The sequence below is a fragment of the Acidovorax sp. GW101-11A03 genome, assembly GCF_059424825.1.
Window position 1 is genome coordinate 18,307 of sequence record NZ_JBWKZU010000015.1, and the last position, 16,047, is coordinate 34,353.

Genomic DNA, 16,047 nt, shown 5'->3' on the forward strand with positions numbered 1-16,047 from the left:
TCACCTCAGAAGGGGTAGCCGGGGGCGTTGTTCTTGAGCATTGCCAGTGCCGTTTGGATGGGGATGGCGTGGCGCATGTGGATGGGGGGCGGGCAGTGGCTGAGCACGATGTGATCGAACTCGGGCCACTTCTCGCCAGGCCACCATTCGTCTAGCAGGTACGGCAAGTCGAAGTGGCGGCACAGGTCTTCGGCGTGCATGCCTTTGCCGCTGCCCTGGGGGCCATAGATCAGGATGGACTTGCGGCCCTTGCCGGGCGTGGGTGTGTGCGGCTTGCGGTTGCCGGTGCCGCCGTGGAACTTGGGCCGGGCGCGTGCGAGGTGTTGCAGGTTCATGCTGGCACCTCGCCTGGCTGGTTGGGGTTGTGCGTGCCCAGCAGGCGGGTGGCTGCACGGTGCACCTCGGGGCCCACGGCATAGCCGTATTGGTCGGGGTCCACCAGATCGCGCACCAGCTCCATGGCCTTGTCTTTGCCGTGCCAGTAGCGCACATCGCTTGCACGGTGGGTGCAGACGTTGAGCAGGTCGGTGGCCAGCGCTTGGCCTGGCGTGAGCCGTTGGCCTGGCAGTGGTGTGCCTGCGGTGGTGTACACCATGATCCCGCCGCCGGGCTGGTCGATGATGTGGATGGTGGTGGTCTTCGAAGTCATTGCAGATCGGCGCGCTGGGCGCTGGTTTGGGGTGGGTTGATCAGGTCGGCCTCGCACTCAAGGCGCTTGGCTTTGAACTTGGGGTTGATCGCCTGCAGGTCGGCGTGCTGGCCTTGCATGCGGTTGGCCAGGGAGCGCGCTGCAACGCAGCTGGCGGTACCCTTGTCGGGGTAGCGGTGGCTGATGAGGACCAGCTGGCCGGTGTGGCGGTCTTCAATCTCCAGCTCCACCACGGGCACGCCGCCCCGCGTGTAGCGGCAGGTGCTGCGGGTTACCTTGCCGCTGATGTGCAGCGTGAAGGCCCCCGGTGAGGGTTGTGCACACGTGTGCACAGCTCAACTCCACCGCGTGAAGTGATGGAACGCCACGCAGAAGATGACGAACCCCACGAACACGCAGAAGCAAAGGAACAGGGCTTTGACCACCACGCGCGCAGCGCGCACGGCCCAGTGGGGGCGCTTGCGGCGGCTGGTGGACGGCATCAAGGGCACCGGAACGAAGGGGCGTGCAGGGCGTACAGCGGCCTTGCTGCCGCTGCCCGACGTGGGCCGGTAGGGCGGTGCTTGGTAGGTCATTGGCGGGCCCCCCGCGCGGCCAGGGCGCGCGCAATGCGGTAGGAGGTGCAGGGGCCCAGCACACGGCGCAGGGCGGTGTAGAGGCGATGGGTGGTCATTGGCGCTCCTTTCCGAAGTCGTAGCCGATGGGGTTGAAGTGGTAGCCCTTGGTGATGGCCCCGCACATGACGGCGCTGGCCAGGCCGCCGAAGGTGTCGAGGAGTTGACCGGCCATGGCGCGCTGCAGCCGCGCGATTGCGGGGTGCAGGCCGATCAAGGCAATAGCGGTGTTTGCTTGGAGGCTGTAGCGGGTGCAGGCCGCCAAAAGGCGCACACGGATCTGGCGGCTTTCTGCGAGCTGGTGACGCTGTGCTTCATACGCGGCCAGCGTTACGGCAAGTGCCTGGCGTTGCTGGGCTTGTGTGCACATGGAGTCCAGGTCCAGCCTGGGCGCGTTGGCGATGGGGGCGGTCATGCGGCGCCGCCTGCTCTGCGCCGCTGTGGCGCGCGTGGTGTGGTGTCAACCGTGCCGGGCACCGAGTGCACGCTGACGGGCTGGCCGTAGAAGTCGCCGCAGCTGCGGATGGCGTCACGGATGGCGCGGCGCATGGTGTGCAGCTTGAGGCCTGGGGCGACGGGCACCGAGACGACGAACTGGCGGCGGCTCATGCTGCACCGCCTTCCTTGCGGGGCCACCGCTCAAACTTGAGGGTCGCTGCGTGCTGCTTGCGCAGCTCTTCAACGTCGAGTTTGTTTGCTGCTGCTGCCTCTTCGGTCAGCAGCTCGTAGCTGCGGCTGCCGGGGCCGATGAGCCATGCCAGGCGCGGGTCCAGCTGCATCTGGCGCAGCAGGTGGGCGACGGCGCTGCTCATGCTGCACCGCCTGCGTCCGTTGCAACCAGGCGGCGCAGTTCCGCCAGCTCTGCGGCCTTGCAGCGCTTGGGCAGGCGCAGGTCATAGGCCATAAGTTCCAGCTCGTGCCCCACGCTCGTGCGTCCCAGCAGGGCGTTGAGTACCTCGTGCACTTCGGCGCAGCAGTGGCCTGCGTCGGTGGCGATGGCGGTGATGGCCGCGTTCAGGTTGCCCGCATCAAGACGGCGCAGTTCCGTCAGATCCAACGGGAAGCGAGGGCCGTTGTACAGGCCCAGCAGCACCATGGCGGCGGTGTCGCCACCGCCAGTGCCAGGGTGGCGCTGTGCCAGGCGGAACAGCTGCAGGAACGCGTTGGTCTGCGTGTTGCTGTACCGCTCCAGCAGATCAGCCTCTTGTTGGCTGATTTGCCGCGTCGGGGCGGGTGTGCACACGTGTGCACAGGGGGATGGATGGGATTGCATTTCGGCCCTCGTTTGGTGAACGTGGGGCGAATCATCGGTAATCCGATTGAGGTTGTCAACGGATTTCCGATATGTCGTGCATGCATCATCCGGTTACATGCTCAAAAGGAGGGATTTATGCGGTTGATTGCACTTGCCATCACGGGCGCCTTACTTGCCCCCCAGGTAGGGGCGGGCGACGTTAAATACATGAAGAAGTTCGGTGACTGGACCTCAACGGTGTTCTCCGATCCAATGACCGATGCGCAGGACTGTGCAGCCGTCTATAACAAAGACCTGAACATCCTGTACACCTCGAAGGACTCCATCAAAATCAGCTACAAAGGGCGCGGCGGTGTAGAGGGATTTCGGTATCGGTTTGGTAAGGCCAAAGCTAGCGATACCGAGCAGGCAAGCGATGCCGCCAAAGACTTTATGGTGATCCCGGTGTTCTCGGCCGAGGTGTTAGATGCGCCTTATGCACGCGTTGTCGGCTCGACGGTGTTACGCACGGCGATATCGCTGGAAATCAGCTTCAAGGGCTTGAAAGCCGCTAGGGCTGATATGGCGTCACGGTGCTCCATGGAGCCGCTGCCAAAGCTTGATAACGCGCCGGAGTGGGCAAAGTGGCAACTACAGCCAGTTGCTCAAGACTAGGTCTATTTCCCCAGCGGGCGATGCTTAAGTTCGTCTTTTGAGCCAGGGCTTCCCGCTAGGGAATTCGTAGACTCTGGCTCCGGCGCGTTTCCCCGCGCAAGCGCTCTCTGAACGTGGCGCGCTATGTCTTCCGTTTCTTCCGGATGTTCGGCCAGCCTTTGCAACAGCGGTGCAACTGAAATCCGCACCAAGTTGTCATGGCGGGCCAATTCCTCGCCCAGCATAGTTATCAACCGCCCAATGGAGGCAGTCGGAGCAATTGGAATGGGCGGGTTTGCGCCACGCTGGCCATGCCATGGGTCTGGCATGTGCTCTCGCGCGACAAGCGGTGCAGATGCTGCTAAATCCCATTGACCCTCGCCCGTCGCCAGCCAGTGGGAGTTGACACCTAACGCTGCGGCAAGCTGCACCGTTTTTGAAGAGCCATGCGCAATGGTTTCGGCCTCGGCAAGGGTGCTCTGAGACATGCCAGCCAGCTTTGCAAGCGCAGCTTGAGACAAACCGGCACGTTGCCGCGCAGAGTGCAGCCGTTCCCCAAATGAGGTCCGTTCTCTTGTCCGTTTTGTCATGCTTATAGGCTAGCCGATATGAATATCGGAAAGCCGCTGGTTTTGCTGTTCATTCAACCGGAAAACCGATATAGTTGCGGCCATGAACTGGTCTCAACTCGTGCTTTCCATCCAAGCCGCAGGATGGAGTCAGCCTCAAATCGCTGCGGCGTGTAACTGTGCTCAGTCCACGATCAGCGACATCGCGGCTGGTCGAACTAAGGACCCACGGTTCTCTATTGGCAAGGCGCTGATCGATCTGGCTGGCAGCGACAAGTGCAGCGGGCAGGCGGACGGCATTCAGGTCGCCCAGGCCTTGCCGCCCACCGCACCCGCTGGGCAGGGGGTGGCACATGCGTAGTTCCGCTATCGCTGACGCGGTGCAATGCCTTTTATCAGGTGGGAAAACAGCCACGATGAGCCCACGTGCTGATGCACCTTGCGAAGTACCCACAGGTACGCGCTTAGGACCGACAGCACCGACACCCCCACAAATGCGAGCGCTGCAACAGGCATGGAGTTCTGCCATGTCTGGAACCACTCCAGCGCGTCCTTTGGTGTCACTTGAAACGCCCACATGACCAGTAGCGCAGCGCACACCAACGCCAGATGTGCCAAAGCGAACGCAAGCCACATCACTACGTTCGCTAGACGGGCTGTCATCGTGAACAGCACGTCTACGGCCTCGGCTGCGCTCCTGAAGATCGGTTCTTGTTGCATGAGCGGATGGTACTGCCCATCTGCCGCTGCCCTTATGCAAGCAGCTGCGGGCCTCCGCTTTATTACCTACCACGCCCAGATCCAAGCCGCTGGGCTGTTGCTCCTCCCTATGGCGTTCTGTGCGCAGGCACGTGCGTGTTTCTTCGCATTGTGGCGCGGTAGGTGCGTTCTTTTCCCGTTTCTTTTTCATTTGGTGCCCCTCTCTCTCATGGCCGCAGTGTCGTGCGGGGCGGGCGCTTTTGTCAGTAACAACACATCGGGGGCGCTGTGATGATGAATGTGCTTGATGCCGCGTACAACGTGGTGAACGACTATGAAGGCGGGGCGGCCAGCCTGGGCCCGCGCATTGGCAAGGCTGGCACCACGCTGAGCCATGAGGTGACCTGCACGGGCACCGCAAAGCTGGGCCTGGAGACTGCCGTGAAGCTCACGGTTCTGTCGAGGGACTACCGCATCCTGGAGGCATTTGCAGCCCAGTGTGGGCGCGGGACGTTTCAATTGCCTAGCGTTTTGGCTGAGGGTGGTGACAACGTGCTGGCCCGCTTGGGTGATGTGCTGCGGGAGCAGAGCCACGTCGTGCGCGAGGTGAGCGAGTCGCTGGAGGATGGGCGCATTTCCGAGAACGAGCGGGACAGCATCCGCCGCGAGGTAGGCCAGCTGATTGCCACGGCCACGCAGTTGCTGGCGGAAGTGGACCGGGCCTATGAAGCCAGTGAAGCGCGACGCGAAGGCGGTGCCGCATGAGGCCCGCTGGCGAGATCCGCAGGGCGTTGCTGGACGCTTGCGCAGCCCTGGCCAGTGGGGTGCAAGACCCCGAGCACGGGCCCAGTCTGCGCGAGATTGCGCACCGGGCCTGCGTGGGCCTGGACGCTGCACAGGACACCATGAAAAATATGGTGCGAGCTGGCGTGGTGCACCGCGTGAACACGCGCAGGGTGGACTACCGCAATAAGCCGGTGGCTGAGTACCGGCCCGGCGCGATGACGCTGGCCGCAAACGATGCTGTTGCTGCCCTTGCTGGCGCCGTGCGGGCCTGGGGGTAATCGGATGCTGTTGAACCAAGCCGCTGGCGGGAGGGACGCCGGTTTGTACCTGGCTATGTGTGCGGGAGGGCCTGCACATGGGTGAGCCGACTTCGGCGCAAGCATCAACCACACCACCCGCTCCGCCGCATGTTGATCCGCCAGTATGGGACACCATACCGGCCCGCCTCGCGCAGGCGCAGCAGTGGGTGCTGTGGAAGTTTGAATGGGATGCCAAGCGCACCGCCTGGCTGAAGGTGCCGTATTACGTGCAGGGTGGGCGCCGTACGGGCGGGCAGGGTGATGACCGTGACCGCATGCGCCTGGCTACCTTGCCGGTGGTGCGGCGCGCGTTTGAACGGGCTGCGGGCACTGAGAAGGCCTGGACGGGCATTGGCTTTGGCTTTCTGCCCGGCGATGGCCTGATAGGCATTGACCTGGACAAGTGCTTTGACCCGGCCACCGGCCAGCTGGGTGACCGCGCTGCCAAGATCGTGCAGGCGTTCCATTCGTTCACAGAGTTCTCGCCATCGGGCAAGGGCCTGCACATTTACGTGGAGGGCCACACGGCCACGGCCAAGTCGAACGACATTGGCGTGGAGATGTTTTGCGAGAAGCAATACTTCACCGTGACCGGCAGACACATGGAGGGCACGCCCCTGGAGGTGTTGCCCGCCGAGGATGGCGCCATCAAGCGCATGCACGCCACGATTGCCGAGGCCAAACAGAAGTATCAGGGGGCAGCGCCTGCGAAGGCTGCACCGCGCAGCGCCCATGTTCCGGGTGCGCGCGAGGGGCGGGATGATTTCGCCTACGTGAACGGCGAGGCCATGAAGGCTTTGCATGCTTGGGTGCCTACGCTGTTCGCGGGCAAGGAATCGGCCAGCGGCCAGGGGTACCGGGTGACCAGCAAGGCGCTGGGGCGGGATCTGCAGGAAGACCTTTCGATCAAGCCCGAGGGCATCGTGGATTTCGGTGTTGCCGACATGGGCGACCACCGCCAGGGCAAGCGCACGCCCATTGACCTGGTGATTCAGTGGGGGCCGGGCACGTCTAAGCCCGCCGAGGCCTTGAAGTGGCTGGCGCAGGTGATGGGCATCCAGCTGAGCCCAGCGCCAGCACCCCGCGCGAAAAATTCGGCTCCCGCTGGGGGGGCAGATGACGCGGGCGCAGCGCCTGCTGCTGCACCTGCGGCCGATGGTGGCGGTGGTGGTGGCAAGCCGCCGCGCCAGCGCCGGGGCGGCGGGGATGATGCCCGCGATGAAGATGCAGACGGCGACCTGGTGGAGCTGTACAACAAGCTGGTGATGCATCGCGGGCGGCCCATGGATTGCCGCGAAAACGTGATGTATACGCTGCTGTTGGACCCTGAGCTAAAGGGCTTGGCCAAGCTGAATGACTTCACCCGCTTGATTGAGCGCAGCCGCACAACACCATGGGGGCACGCTGCGGGCGAGTGGGACGAAGAGGATGACCTGATGCTGGGTGAGTACCTGCTGCGGTCTCATCGCCTCGGTGTGAAGGCGAAGGGCACCCTGCGCGATGGCGTATTGATGGCGGCGCGCTCGCATCGCTTTAACCCGGTGGTGGACCTGATCAAGGCTGAGACCTGGGATGGCCAGGATCGGCTGGATACCTGGCTGTCGCAGGTGTATGGGTTCCCTGAGCGCAAGGACCCTGCGGAGCGTGAGCGGTTGCTGGAATATGCGCGCCTGATCGGCCGGTGCTTCTTCATGGGCCTGGTCAAGCGGGCCATCCAGCCAGGGTGCAAGTTCGATTACATGCTGATCATCAAGGGAGAGCAGGGCCTTACAAAGTCCACTGCTTTCCGGGCGATTGCGGCGCCGTTCTTCACCGACAACGGCACGAAGGTGGGGGAGAAGGATTCCCTTATGGCGCAGCAGCTGGCATGGATCGTGGAGTCTGCTGAGCTGGAGTCGCTGAACAAGGCCGACAGCACGGCCATCAAGCAGTACCTGAGCGTGCAGGAGGATCTGTACCGGCCGCCGTATGGAGCGCAGATGATCAAGGCGCCTCGGCACTTTGTGAACGTGGGTACGACGAACGCTGACACGTTCTTGAAAGATGCCACCGGCGACCGTCGGTTTTGGCCGCTGGAGGTGCTGTCGGTGAATGTGGAGCTGTTGCGCGAGTTGCGCGGGCAGCTGCTGGCCGAGGCGCTGCACCGCGTGCTGGCCGGGGAACAGTATTGGCCCAGCCGCGAGGATGAAAAGCGGCTGATCTTCCCTGAGCAAGAGCAGTTCAAGCGCGGCGACTCGTGGGAAGACCTATTGCACGACATCGTGAACGAGCAGATGTCACATAAGGTGGGGGAGCCTGCTGGCGCCACCATCGACTTCTGGGCCACCACGAAGCTGTACGCAGCAATGGGCATCAAGCCCGACCGCATTGATGGCCAGGGCAACATGGATGAACGCATGTCCCGTGCCATGAAGGCCCTTGGCTTTGACCGGCACCGAGAGACCAGCGGCCAGCGCAGGCGCGGCTTCTTGCGCCGCAAGCCTGATAAACCCAAGGATGGAGCACCAGGGGCGCCGGGCGGCGCACCCCCAATCGATCCACCACCCCCGGCGGCTGTTGCGCAGCACGGCCATTTGCGCGGCGTGGTGCCCGATCCCTTTGATGTGAGAGGCGACGACGATGCGTTGCCCTTCTGATTTCACCCTCTCTTACCGAGGGGCGCGTGGGCGCCTTGCGGTTTGGTCACGCCCCGGCCGGGTGTGCGCACGTGTGCGCGCCCTGGTGGTCCTGTCGCCTCCGCCGTCCACCCCGTCCACCCTACGTCCACCGGGGGGTGGACGGCGTAAGCGGTTGATTTCATTAGGGAAGCGGGCGACACGTCCACCCGTCCACCCCATATGACCATCCGCACACACACAAGCGCGTGTGCAGACACGGGGGCGCGTGTCTGCGCGCCCGCGCGGGCGCAGCTTACCTACCTACCTATGGACAGGGTGGTCCTATGGACGGATCAAGGATTGGCGCGGGTTTGCGCCGTCCACCCCTCGGCCACCCTCCGCCATCTGGTGGCCTTCTTTCACCTCATCACAGGCTGTGCACACGTGTGCACAACAAGGATTTCGCTATGACAACATCAGCCAAGCCAGCCAGCATGCGGGTGGCGATGCCAGAGACTGCCGACTTTGTGGACCGCAAGCGCGTGGAATGGGGCAGGGCCTACGTGGACGACTGCCTCAAGCGTGCATTGGCAGGTGAGCCCGGCTACTTCTATGCCATCGAGGGCGGGCATGTGATGGGCACACCGTGGGGCATCCCGCCCGGCGGGGTGGGTGGCGCCATGTGCGTTGCCAGGCTGCAGGCCATGGCCCTGATGATGGGCACCACGTTCGCGGGGTTCATGCGGGAGCCGATTGCAGCAGCTGCAGCAGGGGGTGGTGATGGCCAGGCTTGAGCACATCCGGCAGCGGCTGGAAGAGTGGGCCATCTGGAAGACCCGTGACGAAGCTGGCGCGCGTGGCTATGCCAGTAGTTCGGTGCTGTTGACCGTCACCAGCTGTTTCTCTCGCGGTTCGTACAACGGCATGCTGATCCCGGTGTTTGAGGAACGGTCGGCAGAGACTGACCTGGCTGTGGAGTCGTTGAAGCTCACGCGGTCGCATCTGTATGCCACGCTGGACTACATCTACTTGAAAGAGCTGGGCATCCCCATGACGGCATTGAAGATGCGCAGGGCTCAGTCCACCATCAAGGCGCAGTTGGAATCGGCAGACCATGCGATTGCTGAATTCTTGGAGAACCGGGCCAATGAAGCGGAGAAGCGGCGCGTGATGGCAGCGTACGAAAGACGCCGGAGGGGTTTTACACCTTAGACCTTTTGGGTACATTTCAGGCACCTTGTGTTTATTGCGCCCCTCCCTGTGATGGATGCGAGGTGGAACCCCGGCAGGCTTGGCTTGTCGGGGTTTTCTTTTTCCTGTTCCTGTTGTGAGTGACCGATATGAAGCCTTCTGCCAGCGATAGCGATAGGCGGCGGGGCACAGCCCACCAGCGTGGGTACACATCGGCATGGAAGAAGGCACGGGATGGACACCTGCGGTCCAACCCGCTTTGCGAGGATCACAAGAAGCGCGGGGACCTTGTGCCCGCCACGGTGGTAGACCACATTGAGCCGCCCAAGATCATGGACGCGGTGGAGTCTGGAGATCCTGAGCGCATCGCCGCCGCGCGGGCGCTGTTCTGGAATCGCAGGAACTGGCAGAGCCTGTGCAAGCTGTGCCACGACTCCATGAAGCAACGCTTTGAGAAAACCGGCCGCGTTCCTGGTTGCTCGGTCGATGGCTTGCCACTGGACCCGCGCCACCCGTGGAACCAAAAGCAATGGGGTAGGGGGGGGTAAAAACTTTCACCCCTGTTCACTAAAGACCGTTCGCTTCCCTCGGCTCGCAACGCCGGGAAATATGGGGAGGGGGGGGTATCAACTGAAGGGGTGGGTATGGCAGGAAACGCTAACTCTGGTCGGCGCTCTGACCCGGCTTTCATGCACCAGCTGCGCGGCGATCCCAGCAAGCTGGGAAAAGACGCCCTGGCCAAGAAGACCGAAGAGCAGCAGATCGCGGCCAGCGAGCCGCCGAAGCCCGCCTGGTTGAGTGAGCGCGCGTCGAAGGAATGGGACCGCGTTGTGCCCGACCTGCTGCTGCTCGGCTGGGTTCACCGGCTGGACCGCGTGGCGCTGGCCACCTACTGCGAGGCAGTGGCCGACTACGAGAAATTCCGCGAGCGCATTGCAGCGGAGAACAAGCGCCAGGAAGACGCTGGCGATGTGCAGACATTCGCCACCGGCGCAAAGCAGCTGAGCATCTGGCGCCAGCTGGCCAACGATGCAGAAAAACGCGCGAATGCCGCTGGCGCGGGCTTTGGGTTCACGCCGCTTGCGCGCCGCACGATGAAGACGGTGGCGACTGCGCCGCAGGGAACGCTGTTCCCCAACGAACATGAAGAGGCCGCAGCACGCTATTTCAACTGACCGCGTTTCCGATTTTTGCCACCAGGTGCTTAGCGGCGCCATCGTTGCGGGTCCGGCAGTTCGGGACGCGGCGCGGCGCCAGCTGCAGGACCGTGCGAACGGCCACGAGCGCGGCCTGGTGTGGATGCAGGACAAGGCAGACCACGCCATCGGCTTCTTTGAGGATGTGCTGAAGCTCAATGGCGGTGAGTATGAAGAGAAGCCGTTTCTGCTTGCCCCATGGCAGGCGTTCGTGGTCGGGTGCATCTTCGGCTGGTACACGGTCGAAGGATTCCGCCGGTTCAACACCGCGTACATAGAGACTGCCAAGGGTTCCGGCAAGTCTCCATTGGCCGCCGGCATTGGGCTGTATGGGCTGGTGTCAGATGGTGAGCAGCGCGCGGAGATCTACGCTGCCGCCACAAAGCGCGATCAGGCACAGATCCTGTTTCGGGATGCGGTGGCCATGGTGGACCTGTCGCCGCTGCTCAGCTCTCGCCTGGTGCGTTCGGGGCGCGATGAAAAGGTGTGGAACCTTTTCTACAGCAACACCAACAGTTTCTTTCGCACCATCAGTGCGGATGAGGGGCAGTCGGGGCCGCGCCCGCACATCGGCCTGGTGGACGAAGTGCACGAGCACAAGACGCCGACAGTGGTGAACATGATGCGGGCCGGGCGCAAGTCGCGGCGGCGCGCGCTGCTGTTGATGATCACCAACAGCGGCAGCGACAAGAAAACGATCTGCGGCACGTACCACGACCTGGGCGTGCGCGTGTGCCGGGGGGAGTTCCCCGACGACACGCTGTTTGCGTTCATCTGCAACCTGGACGAAGGCGAGGACCCGTTTGAAGACGAAGCGTGCTGGCCCAAGGTCAACCCCAGTTTGGACTACCGTGCGCACGGCCAGTTGGACGGCATCCCCGGCCGCCGCTACCTGCGCGAGCAGATCAACCAGGCGCGCGGGGCGCCCGCGCAGGAGGCTTTGGTACGGCGCCTGAACTTCTGCGAATGGACGCAGGCAGAAGCGCCGTGGATCAGCTGGCAGGTGTGGAGCCAGGCGCAGGAGCGCGTGCCGATGTCGCTGCTGCGCAATCGGCCTGCAGTGGGTGGCCTGGACCTGTCCAGCACCACCGACCTGACAGCGTTCGTGCTGATGTTCTTCCCCACGGAGGAAGACCCGCACTGGCGCGTGATGCCGTATTTCTGGATTCCTGACCACGACCTGGACAAGCGCGAGGAAACCGACCGCGTGCCCTACCGGGTGTGGATCAAGGAAAAGTGGCTAGAGACCACACCGGGCCGGGCCATCAGCAAGCTGCACGTTCTGCGCCGCCTGGTCAAGATCTGTAGCTTCTTCGATGTGCGCAAGATCGCGTTTGACCGCTGGCGCATCGAAGACCTGCAGATGCTGATGGTGGAGCACGGCATATCTCTGCCGCCGCTGGAACGCTTCGGCCAGGGCTACCAGGACATGGGCCCGGCCGTTGACGAATTCGAGCGCCGCCTGCTCGGCGTGGCGCCGTTGGACGAAGAGGGCCAGCCGCTGGACGTAGAGGTGGAAACGCTGCGGCATGACGGCAACCCGGTGATGACCTGGTGCGCTGGCAACGCCGTGGTGGTCAGCGATCCGGCCAATAACCGCAAGGTGGACAAGTCCAAGTCCATCGGCCGCATCGACGGCATCGTGGCGGGTGTCATGGCCGCCGGTATCAGCAGCGGCGGGCGACCCGGCAACGGGAAGTCCGTCTATGAAAAGGAAGGGGTAGGTATATGAAGCTGGTGCTTCTGTCGTTCGTGCTGGGCCTGCTGGGCTTTGCACTCGTGGTGGCAGGGGTGGCCATGGTCCATATCCCTACCGCGTTGATCATCGCTGGCGTGGCCCTGGTGGCGTACGCCTTCCTGCTTGATCGTGCTGCAGCTGCAGCCGCTCGGGCGAAGGGCTGACCCATGTTCTTTTCCCAACTGCTTGCCAGCGGTGAAGCGGGCAGCGTGTCCGACAGCAGCAGCGGCTTCTGGCGCAGCTTCCTGGGTGGGGGCGGCAGCAGCACCGGCGTGCGCGTCACGCCGGAATCTGCGCTCGCGCAGCCCATCCTGCAGAACTGCGTCACGCTGCTGGCTGAAACGTTGGCCCAGCTGCCGTGCGAGATCTACCAGCGCAGCGGCGAGGCCACCGGCGCGCAGCGCACACCGGCCATCAACTACCCGGCCTATGACGTGCTGCGCTACCAGCCCAACCCGTTCCAAACGCCCTACGAGCGCACGGAGCTGCTACAGATGGCCGCAGGCCTGCGTGGTAACGGGTATGAGTTCATAGAGCGCCGCGAGGATGGCCACGTTAAGGCCCTGTGGCCGTTGGGCACGGACAAGGTGCAGGTGCTCAAGGGTCCCGACCTGCTGCCGTACTACCGCATTTCCGGCGTTGCAGACCCGTTGCCGATGCGCCTGGTGCATCACGTGCGGTGGGTCAGCCATGGTGGCTACGTGGGTCTGTCTCCCATTGAGCTGCACGCCGAGGCGGTGGGCCTCTCGCAGGCCATCCGGCAATACACCGGCAAGTCGTTTGCTAACGGCGCCACGGTCTCCGGCGTCATCGAGCGGCCCAAGGAATCGCCTGCGATCACCGACCAGGGCACCATCGACAAGCTGATCAACCAGTGGGGCCAGAAGTACGGCGGCATCGACAACGCCAAAAAAGTGGCGCTGCTGCAGGAGGGCATGACGTTCAAGCCCATTTCGATGTCCAACGTGGACGCCGAGGTGGTCAACATCCTCAAGCTCTCAGGCGCCGACATCGCGCGGATCTACAAGATCCCGCTGCCCATGGTCAACGACCTGGACGGGGCGAACTACAACACGGTCGAGCAGCTGCTGATCATGTTCGTGGTGTTCGGCCTGCTGCCCTGGGTCAAGCGCCATGAGCAGTCGATGATGCGCGACTTCCTGCTGGAAGAGGACCGCAAGGGCTACTACATCGAGTTCAACCTGTCGGGCCTGCTGCGCGGCGACCAGAAGACCCGGTATGAGGCCTACGCCATCGGGCGGCAGTGGGGCTGGCTGTCAGTCAACGACATCCGCCGACTTGAGAACATGCCGCCGGTGCAAGGCGGCGACACCTACCTGCAGCCGCTCAACATGGTGGATGCAACCAAAGGCGTCTTCGCAGACGCCACCAACCCCCGCACGCGGGCCCAGCTGGAGCAAACCAAGCTGGAGATTGAAAGGATGCTTGCGCAATGAAAAGCCATATCCGCACATCGGCGCTGCTGTTCAATCAGCCGCTGCTTGCCACGCCTGACCTGTTGGAGCTGGGCGTACGCTGGGCGAATCAGGTGATGGGCCTGAACATCATCAACATCCACGCTGGCCCCGCTATGCGCATGGACGACAACGAGGGCGGCGGGCGCATGGAAGTGGAGGGCGGGCGCCACGGCAGCGCGGCCGCCACGGGCGTGGCCGTGATCCCGGTGCACGGCGTGCTGGTGCCCCGCGCCGCGCACCTCAACGCCTGCGAGACCATGACTAGCTATGAGGGCATCGTGGCCATGGCACGCCAGGCTATCAACGACCCATTGGTGGAGCGTCCTGTACTGGACATCGACAGCAACGGCGGGTCGGTGGCGGGTGCTTTTGAAGCAGCTGCCGAGATCCGCAAGTTGTCGGCCATCAAGCCCATCACAGCGGTGGTGAACTTCTCGGCCTACAGCGGCGGTTATCTGCTGGCAGCGGCCTGCACCGATGTGGTGGTAAGCCGGACAAGCGGTGTCGGCTCCATCGGCGTCATCGCCTCCCACCTGGATCGGTCGGCCCTCAACGAAAAGCAGGGCGTGAAGGTCACCACCGTGTACGCGGGTGCCCACAAAAACGACCTCACACCGCATGAGCCGCTGTCGGAACAGTCGCTCAAGGTGCTCACCGAGCTGGTGAACGACGGCTATGAAATGTTCGTCTCGGCCATCGCTGAGTACCGTGGGCTCACAGCCGCTGCAGTGCGCGCCACCGAGGCGGGCCTGTACCGGGGTGAGGCCGCAATCCGTGCAGGCCTGGCAGACCGCCTGCAGGCCCCGCAGGACGCCGTGGACGACATCGCCCGCGCCGTTGCCGACAGCCGCGCCCAGCGCCGTGGCGCCCGTGTATCCCTTCGTGCCAGGGCCGCCCTGGTGCAGTCCCAGATCTGACCGCGTTCGCGGCAGTTAACCCCGCCCGCATCAGCGGGCTTTTTTTTGCCCCAAGGAGGCATGCAATGTCCCAAGTGTTGAAACTTCGCAGCGAACGCGCCAAGCTGAATGAAGAGCTGCAGGCGCTTGCCAAGAAAGAGGCCGATGGCGGTAGCCTGAGCGCCGAAGAGCTGAGCCGCTTCGGCCAGCTCGAAACCGAGATTGCCGACCTGTCGGCCAAGATCACCCGCGCCGAGGCCGCAGAGCGCATGCAAGCGGCCACAGCGGTGCCTGTCAATGAGTCCGCGCAGGGCATCGCCAGCCCGCCCGCACACATCTCCGTGACGGACAACGCCCCGCCCGGCGCAAAGATGGCGCAGATGGTGCGCCTGCTGGCGATGTCGCAAGGCAACCAGCAGCAGGCCGCCAGCCTGGCAGCATCGGGCGGCTTCGGCCAGGACGTGGCTATGGCCTTGTCCACCGTCACCCCTGGCGCGGGCGGCGTGCTCGTTCCCGTGAACTTTGCTACTGAGCTGATCGAGTCGCTGCGCCCGGCTTCGGTAGTGCGCCGCATGGGGGCAATCAGCTTGCCGCTCAACAATGGCAACCTGACCATTCCGCGCATCCTGGGCAACACTTCGGTGTCCTATATCGGCACCGAGACCGACATCGGGATCACTGACATGACCTTCGGTGATTTGAAGCTGTCGGGTAAGAAGGCTGCAGCCATCGTTCCTATCAGCAACGATCTGTTGGCCAATTCGGGTGTAAACCCACGGGTTGATCAGTCGGTTGCTGGTGACCTGACCACAAGCATGGGCTTGTCGCAGGATCTGCATTTCATCCGCGCCGATGGCTCAGGGAATCTGCCCAAGGGCCTCCGCTACTGGGTGCTGCCGGGCAACCTGGTCAACGCCCCTGCGGCGCCCACACTGCAGCAGGTGGAAACGTTCCTGTCTGGCCTGATCCTGCGGTTGGAGAACGCCAATGTGCAGCTCGGCGGTTGCGGCTGGCTCATGGCGCCTCGCACCATTCGGTGGCTGGGCTCTCTGCGCGATGGCAACGGCAACAAGGCGTATCCCGAAATCGAGCAGGGCAAGCTCAAGGGCTATCCCTTCGCGCTCACAACGCAGATCCCGATCAACCTGGGCGCGGGCACCAACGAGTCGGAAATCTACTTTGTGAACTTTGCCGACATCTATATCGGTGAAGACCAGCATCTGGTGATCGCCTACAGCAATGAAGCCTCCTACAAGGATGGCGGCGGCAACATGGTGAGCGCGTTCCAGCGCGACCAGACGCTGGTGCGCGTGATCGCCAAGCACGACATTGGCCCGCGCCACGTCGAGTCCATCGTGGTTGCCAAGCAGGTCACCTGGGGCGACACCATGCTCTCCTGAGCGTGGCCACCCTGAACGGTTGATTCATTCCCCGCTGTGCACACGTG

At 63.5% G+C, this 16,047-nt stretch carries 23 protein-coding genes; 13 read left to right on the plus strand and 10 right to left on the minus strand.

Going from position 1 to position 16,047, the window contains the following annotated elements; genetic code table 11:
• Positions 1-5 precede the first annotated feature (5 nt).
• The 8 genes from AC07Z7_RS08590 to AC07Z7_RS08625 all read right to left on the minus strand — a co-directional run bounded on the left by AC07Z7_RS08590 (position 6) and on the right by AC07Z7_RS08625 (position 2,536).
• Complete coding sequence (locus tag AC07Z7_RS08590; RefSeq protein ID WP_462387245.1) at positions 6-335, minus strand: hypothetical protein; 330 nt, start codon at positions 333-335, stop codon at positions 6-8.
• Positions 332-649 carry a hypothetical protein gene (locus AC07Z7_RS08595; RefSeq protein WP_494765997.1) on the minus strand — a complete coding sequence of 106 codons (318 nt, stop codon included), beginning with the start codon at positions 647-649 and terminating at the stop codon, positions 332-334. The genes AC07Z7_RS08590 and AC07Z7_RS08595 overlap by 4 nt, the downstream gene beginning before the upstream one ends.
• Complete coding sequence (locus tag AC07Z7_RS08600) at positions 646-981, minus strand: hypothetical protein (RefSeq protein ID WP_494765998.1); 336 nt, start codon at positions 979-981, stop codon at positions 646-648. Before AC07Z7_RS08600 ends, AC07Z7_RS08595 begins: the two co-directional genes overlap by 4 nt.
• 3 nt (positions 982-984) lie before the next feature.
• Positions 985-1,224 carry a hypothetical protein gene (locus tag AC07Z7_RS08605; RefSeq protein ID WP_494765999.1) on the minus strand — a complete coding sequence of 80 codons (240 nt, stop codon included), beginning with the start codon at positions 1,222-1,224 and terminating at the stop codon, positions 985-987.
• Positions 1,225-1,318: 94 nt separating this feature from the next.
• Positions 1,319-1,678 carry a hypothetical protein gene (locus tag AC07Z7_RS08610; protein WP_494766000.1) on the minus strand — a complete coding sequence of 120 codons (360 nt, stop codon included), beginning with the start codon at positions 1,676-1,678 and terminating at the stop codon, positions 1,319-1,321.
• Complete coding sequence (locus AC07Z7_RS08615) at positions 1,675-1,872, minus strand: hypothetical protein (protein ID WP_494766001.1); 198 nt, start codon at positions 1,870-1,872, stop codon at positions 1,675-1,677. The genes AC07Z7_RS08610 and AC07Z7_RS08615 overlap by 4 nt, the downstream gene beginning before the upstream one ends.
• A complete protein-coding gene (locus tag AC07Z7_RS08620) occupies positions 1,869-2,075 on the minus strand; it encodes a hypothetical protein (RefSeq protein WP_494766002.1) in 207 nt (68 codons plus the stop codon). The genes AC07Z7_RS08615 and AC07Z7_RS08620 overlap by 4 nt, the downstream gene beginning before the upstream one ends.
• Positions 2,072-2,536 (minus strand): DUF7673 family protein, encoded by a 465-nt coding sequence (locus tag AC07Z7_RS08625; protein ID WP_494766003.1) that lies wholly within the window; start codon positions 2,534-2,536, stop codon positions 2,072-2,074. Before AC07Z7_RS08625 ends, AC07Z7_RS08620 begins: the two co-directional genes overlap by 4 nt.
• A 117-nt stretch (positions 2,537-2,653) precedes the next feature.
• Between AC07Z7_RS08625 and AC07Z7_RS08630 the strand changes: the two genes are divergently transcribed.
• Positions 2,654-3,172 (plus strand): hypothetical protein, encoded by a 519-nt coding sequence (locus tag AC07Z7_RS08630; RefSeq protein WP_494766004.1) that lies wholly within the window; start codon positions 2,654-2,656, stop codon positions 3,170-3,172.
• 2 nt (positions 3,173-3,174) lie between these two features.
• Here the strand turns inward: AC07Z7_RS08630 and AC07Z7_RS08635 are convergent, their stop codons facing one another.
• Positions 3,175-3,741 (minus strand): helix-turn-helix domain-containing protein, encoded by a 567-nt coding sequence (locus AC07Z7_RS08635; protein ID WP_494766005.1) that lies wholly within the window; start codon positions 3,739-3,741, stop codon positions 3,175-3,177.
• 82 nt (positions 3,742-3,823) lie between these two features.
• On the opposite strand from AC07Z7_RS08635, the gene AC07Z7_RS08640 reads away from it, so the two are divergent.
• The gene (locus tag AC07Z7_RS08640) at positions 3,824-4,081 is read left to right on the plus strand and encodes a helix-turn-helix domain-containing protein (RefSeq protein WP_494766006.1); all 258 of its coding nucleotides are present in this window, start codon (positions 3,824-3,826) and stop codon (positions 4,079-4,081) included.
• A 5-nt stretch (positions 4,082-4,086) separates the two neighbouring features.
• Here AC07Z7_RS08640 and AC07Z7_RS08645 read toward each other — a convergent pair whose 3' ends face one another.
• Positions 4,087-4,440 (minus strand): hypothetical protein, encoded by a 354-nt coding sequence (locus AC07Z7_RS08645; protein WP_494766007.1) that lies wholly within the window; start codon positions 4,438-4,440, stop codon positions 4,087-4,089.
• 270 nt (positions 4,441-4,710) lie between these two features.
• Between AC07Z7_RS08645 and AC07Z7_RS08650 the strand changes: the two genes are divergently transcribed.
• From AC07Z7_RS08650 to AC07Z7_RS08700, 11 genes are all read left to right on the plus strand, one after another.
• Positions 4,711-5,184, plus strand: coding sequence for a phage regulatory CII family protein (locus tag AC07Z7_RS08650; RefSeq protein ID WP_494766008.1), 474 nt, complete (start codon positions 4,711-4,713; stop codon positions 5,182-5,184).
• The gene (locus tag AC07Z7_RS08655) at positions 5,181-5,483 is read left to right on the plus strand and encodes a hypothetical protein (protein WP_462387269.1); all 303 of its coding nucleotides are present in this window, start codon (positions 5,181-5,183) and stop codon (positions 5,481-5,483) included. The genes AC07Z7_RS08650 and AC07Z7_RS08655 overlap by 4 nt, the downstream gene beginning before the upstream one ends.
• Positions 5,484-5,671: 188 nt before the next feature.
• The gene (locus AC07Z7_RS08660) at positions 5,672-8,140 is read left to right on the plus strand and encodes a VapE domain-containing protein (protein WP_494766009.1); all 2,469 of its coding nucleotides are present in this window, start codon (positions 5,672-5,674) and stop codon (positions 8,138-8,140) included.
• Positions 8,141-8,568: 428 nt separating this feature from the next.
• On the plus strand, positions 8,569-8,895 hold the full coding sequence (locus AC07Z7_RS08665; protein WP_494766010.1) for a hypothetical protein: 327 nt from the start codon (positions 8,569-8,571) through the stop codon (positions 8,893-8,895).
• Positions 8,882-9,313: a hypothetical protein gene (locus AC07Z7_RS08670; RefSeq protein ID WP_494766011.1), complete on the plus strand. Its 432-nt coding sequence runs from the start codon at positions 8,882-8,884 to the stop codon at positions 9,311-9,313. The genes AC07Z7_RS08665 and AC07Z7_RS08670 overlap by 14 nt, the downstream gene beginning before the upstream one ends.
• A 668-nt stretch (positions 9,314-9,981) precedes the next feature.
• A complete protein-coding gene (locus tag AC07Z7_RS08675; protein WP_494766012.1) occupies positions 9,982-10,467 on the plus strand; it encodes a phage terminase small subunit P27 family in 486 nt (161 codons plus the stop codon).
• Positions 10,436-12,220, plus strand: coding sequence for a terminase large subunit (locus AC07Z7_RS08680; RefSeq protein WP_494766013.1), 1,785 nt, complete (start codon positions 10,436-10,438; stop codon positions 12,218-12,220). Before AC07Z7_RS08675 ends, AC07Z7_RS08680 begins: the two co-directional genes overlap by 32 nt.
• Positions 12,217-12,390 carry a hypothetical protein gene (locus tag AC07Z7_RS08685; protein WP_218338966.1) on the plus strand — a complete coding sequence of 58 codons (174 nt, stop codon included), beginning with the start codon at positions 12,217-12,219 and terminating at the stop codon, positions 12,388-12,390. The genes AC07Z7_RS08680 and AC07Z7_RS08685 overlap by 4 nt, the downstream gene beginning before the upstream one ends.
• 3 nt (positions 12,391-12,393) lie before the next feature.
• A complete protein-coding gene (locus AC07Z7_RS08690; RefSeq protein ID WP_494766014.1) occupies positions 12,394-13,683 on the plus strand; it encodes a phage portal protein in 1,290 nt (429 codons plus the stop codon).
• The gene (locus tag AC07Z7_RS08695; protein ID WP_494766015.1) at positions 13,680-14,621 is read left to right on the plus strand and encodes a S49 family peptidase; all 942 of its coding nucleotides are present in this window, start codon (positions 13,680-13,682) and stop codon (positions 14,619-14,621) included. The genes AC07Z7_RS08690 and AC07Z7_RS08695 overlap by 4 nt, the downstream gene beginning before the upstream one ends.
• Positions 14,622-14,686: 65 nt before the next feature.
• A complete protein-coding gene (locus tag AC07Z7_RS08700) occupies positions 14,687-16,000 on the plus strand; it encodes a phage major capsid protein (protein WP_494766016.1) in 1,314 nt (437 codons plus the stop codon).
• Positions 16,001-16,047 lie beyond the last annotated feature (47 nt).

Bases quoted from the DNA above. Each gene is read 5' to 3' on its own strand.
- AC07Z7_RS08635 (WP_494766005.1), bottom strand. From the start codon at position 3,741: ATGACAAAACGGACAAGAGAACGGACCTCATTTGGGGAACGGCTGCAC.
- AC07Z7_RS08685 (WP_218338966.1), top strand. From the start codon at position 12,217: ATGAAGCTGGTGCTTCTGTCGTTCGTGCTGGGCCTGCTGGGCTTTGCA.
- AC07Z7_RS08690 (WP_494766014.1), top strand. From the start codon at position 12,394: ATGTTCTTTTCCCAACTGCTTGCCAGCGGTGAAGCGGGCAGCGTGTCC.
- AC07Z7_RS08640 (WP_494766006.1), top strand. From the start codon at position 3,824: ATGAACTGGTCTCAACTCGTGCTTTCCATCCAAGCCGCAGGATGGAGT.
- AC07Z7_RS08670 (WP_494766011.1), top strand. From the start codon at position 8,882: ATGGCCAGGCTTGAGCACATCCGGCAGCGGCTGGAAGAGTGGGCCATC.
- AC07Z7_RS08645 (WP_494766007.1), bottom strand. From the start codon at position 4,440: ATGCAACAAGAACCGATCTTCAGGAGCGCAGCCGAGGCCGTAGACGTG.
- AC07Z7_RS08615 (WP_494766001.1), bottom strand. From the start codon at position 1,872: ATGAGCCGCCGCCAGTTCGTCGTCTCGGTGCCCGTCGCCCCAGGCCTC.
- AC07Z7_RS08610 (WP_494766000.1), bottom strand. From the start codon at position 1,678: ATGACCGCCCCCATCGCCAACGCGCCCAGGCTGGACCTGGACTCCATG.
- AC07Z7_RS08605 (WP_494765999.1), bottom strand. From the start codon at position 1,224: ATGACCTACCAAGCACCGCCCTACCGGCCCACGTCGGGCAGCGGCAGC.
- AC07Z7_RS08595 (WP_494765997.1), bottom strand. From the start codon at position 649: ATGACTTCGAAGACCACCACCATCCACATCATCGACCAGCCCGGCGGC.
- AC07Z7_RS08625 (WP_494766003.1), bottom strand. From the start codon at position 2,536: ATGCAATCCCATCCATCCCCCTGTGCACACGTGTGCACACCCGCCCCG.
- AC07Z7_RS08620 (WP_494766002.1), bottom strand. From the start codon at position 2,075: ATGAGCAGCGCCGTCGCCCACCTGCTGCGCCAGATGCAGCTGGACCCG.
- AC07Z7_RS08590 (WP_462387245.1), bottom strand. From the start codon at position 335: ATGAACCTGCAACACCTCGCACGCGCCCGGCCCAAGTTCCACGGCGGC.
- AC07Z7_RS08700 (WP_494766016.1), top strand. From the start codon at position 14,687: ATGTCCCAAGTGTTGAAACTTCGCAGCGAACGCGCCAAGCTGAATGAA.
- AC07Z7_RS08695 (WP_494766015.1), top strand. From the start codon at position 13,680: ATGAAAAGCCATATCCGCACATCGGCGCTGCTGTTCAATCAGCCGCTG.
- AC07Z7_RS08665 (WP_494766010.1), top strand. From the start codon at position 8,569: ATGACAACATCAGCCAAGCCAGCCAGCATGCGGGTGGCGATGCCAGAG.
- AC07Z7_RS08630 (WP_494766004.1), top strand. From the start codon at position 2,654: ATGCGGTTGATTGCACTTGCCATCACGGGCGCCTTACTTGCCCCCCAG.
- AC07Z7_RS08650 (WP_494766008.1), top strand. From the start codon at position 4,711: ATGATGAATGTGCTTGATGCCGCGTACAACGTGGTGAACGACTATGAA.
- AC07Z7_RS08680 (WP_494766013.1), top strand. From the start codon at position 10,436: ATGAAGAGGCCGCAGCACGCTATTTCAACTGACCGCGTTTCCGATTTT.
- AC07Z7_RS08655 (WP_462387269.1), top strand. From the start codon at position 5,181: ATGAGGCCCGCTGGCGAGATCCGCAGGGCGTTGCTGGACGCTTGCGCA.
- AC07Z7_RS08675 (WP_494766012.1), top strand. From the start codon at position 9,982: ATGCACCAGCTGCGCGGCGATCCCAGCAAGCTGGGAAAAGACGCCCTG.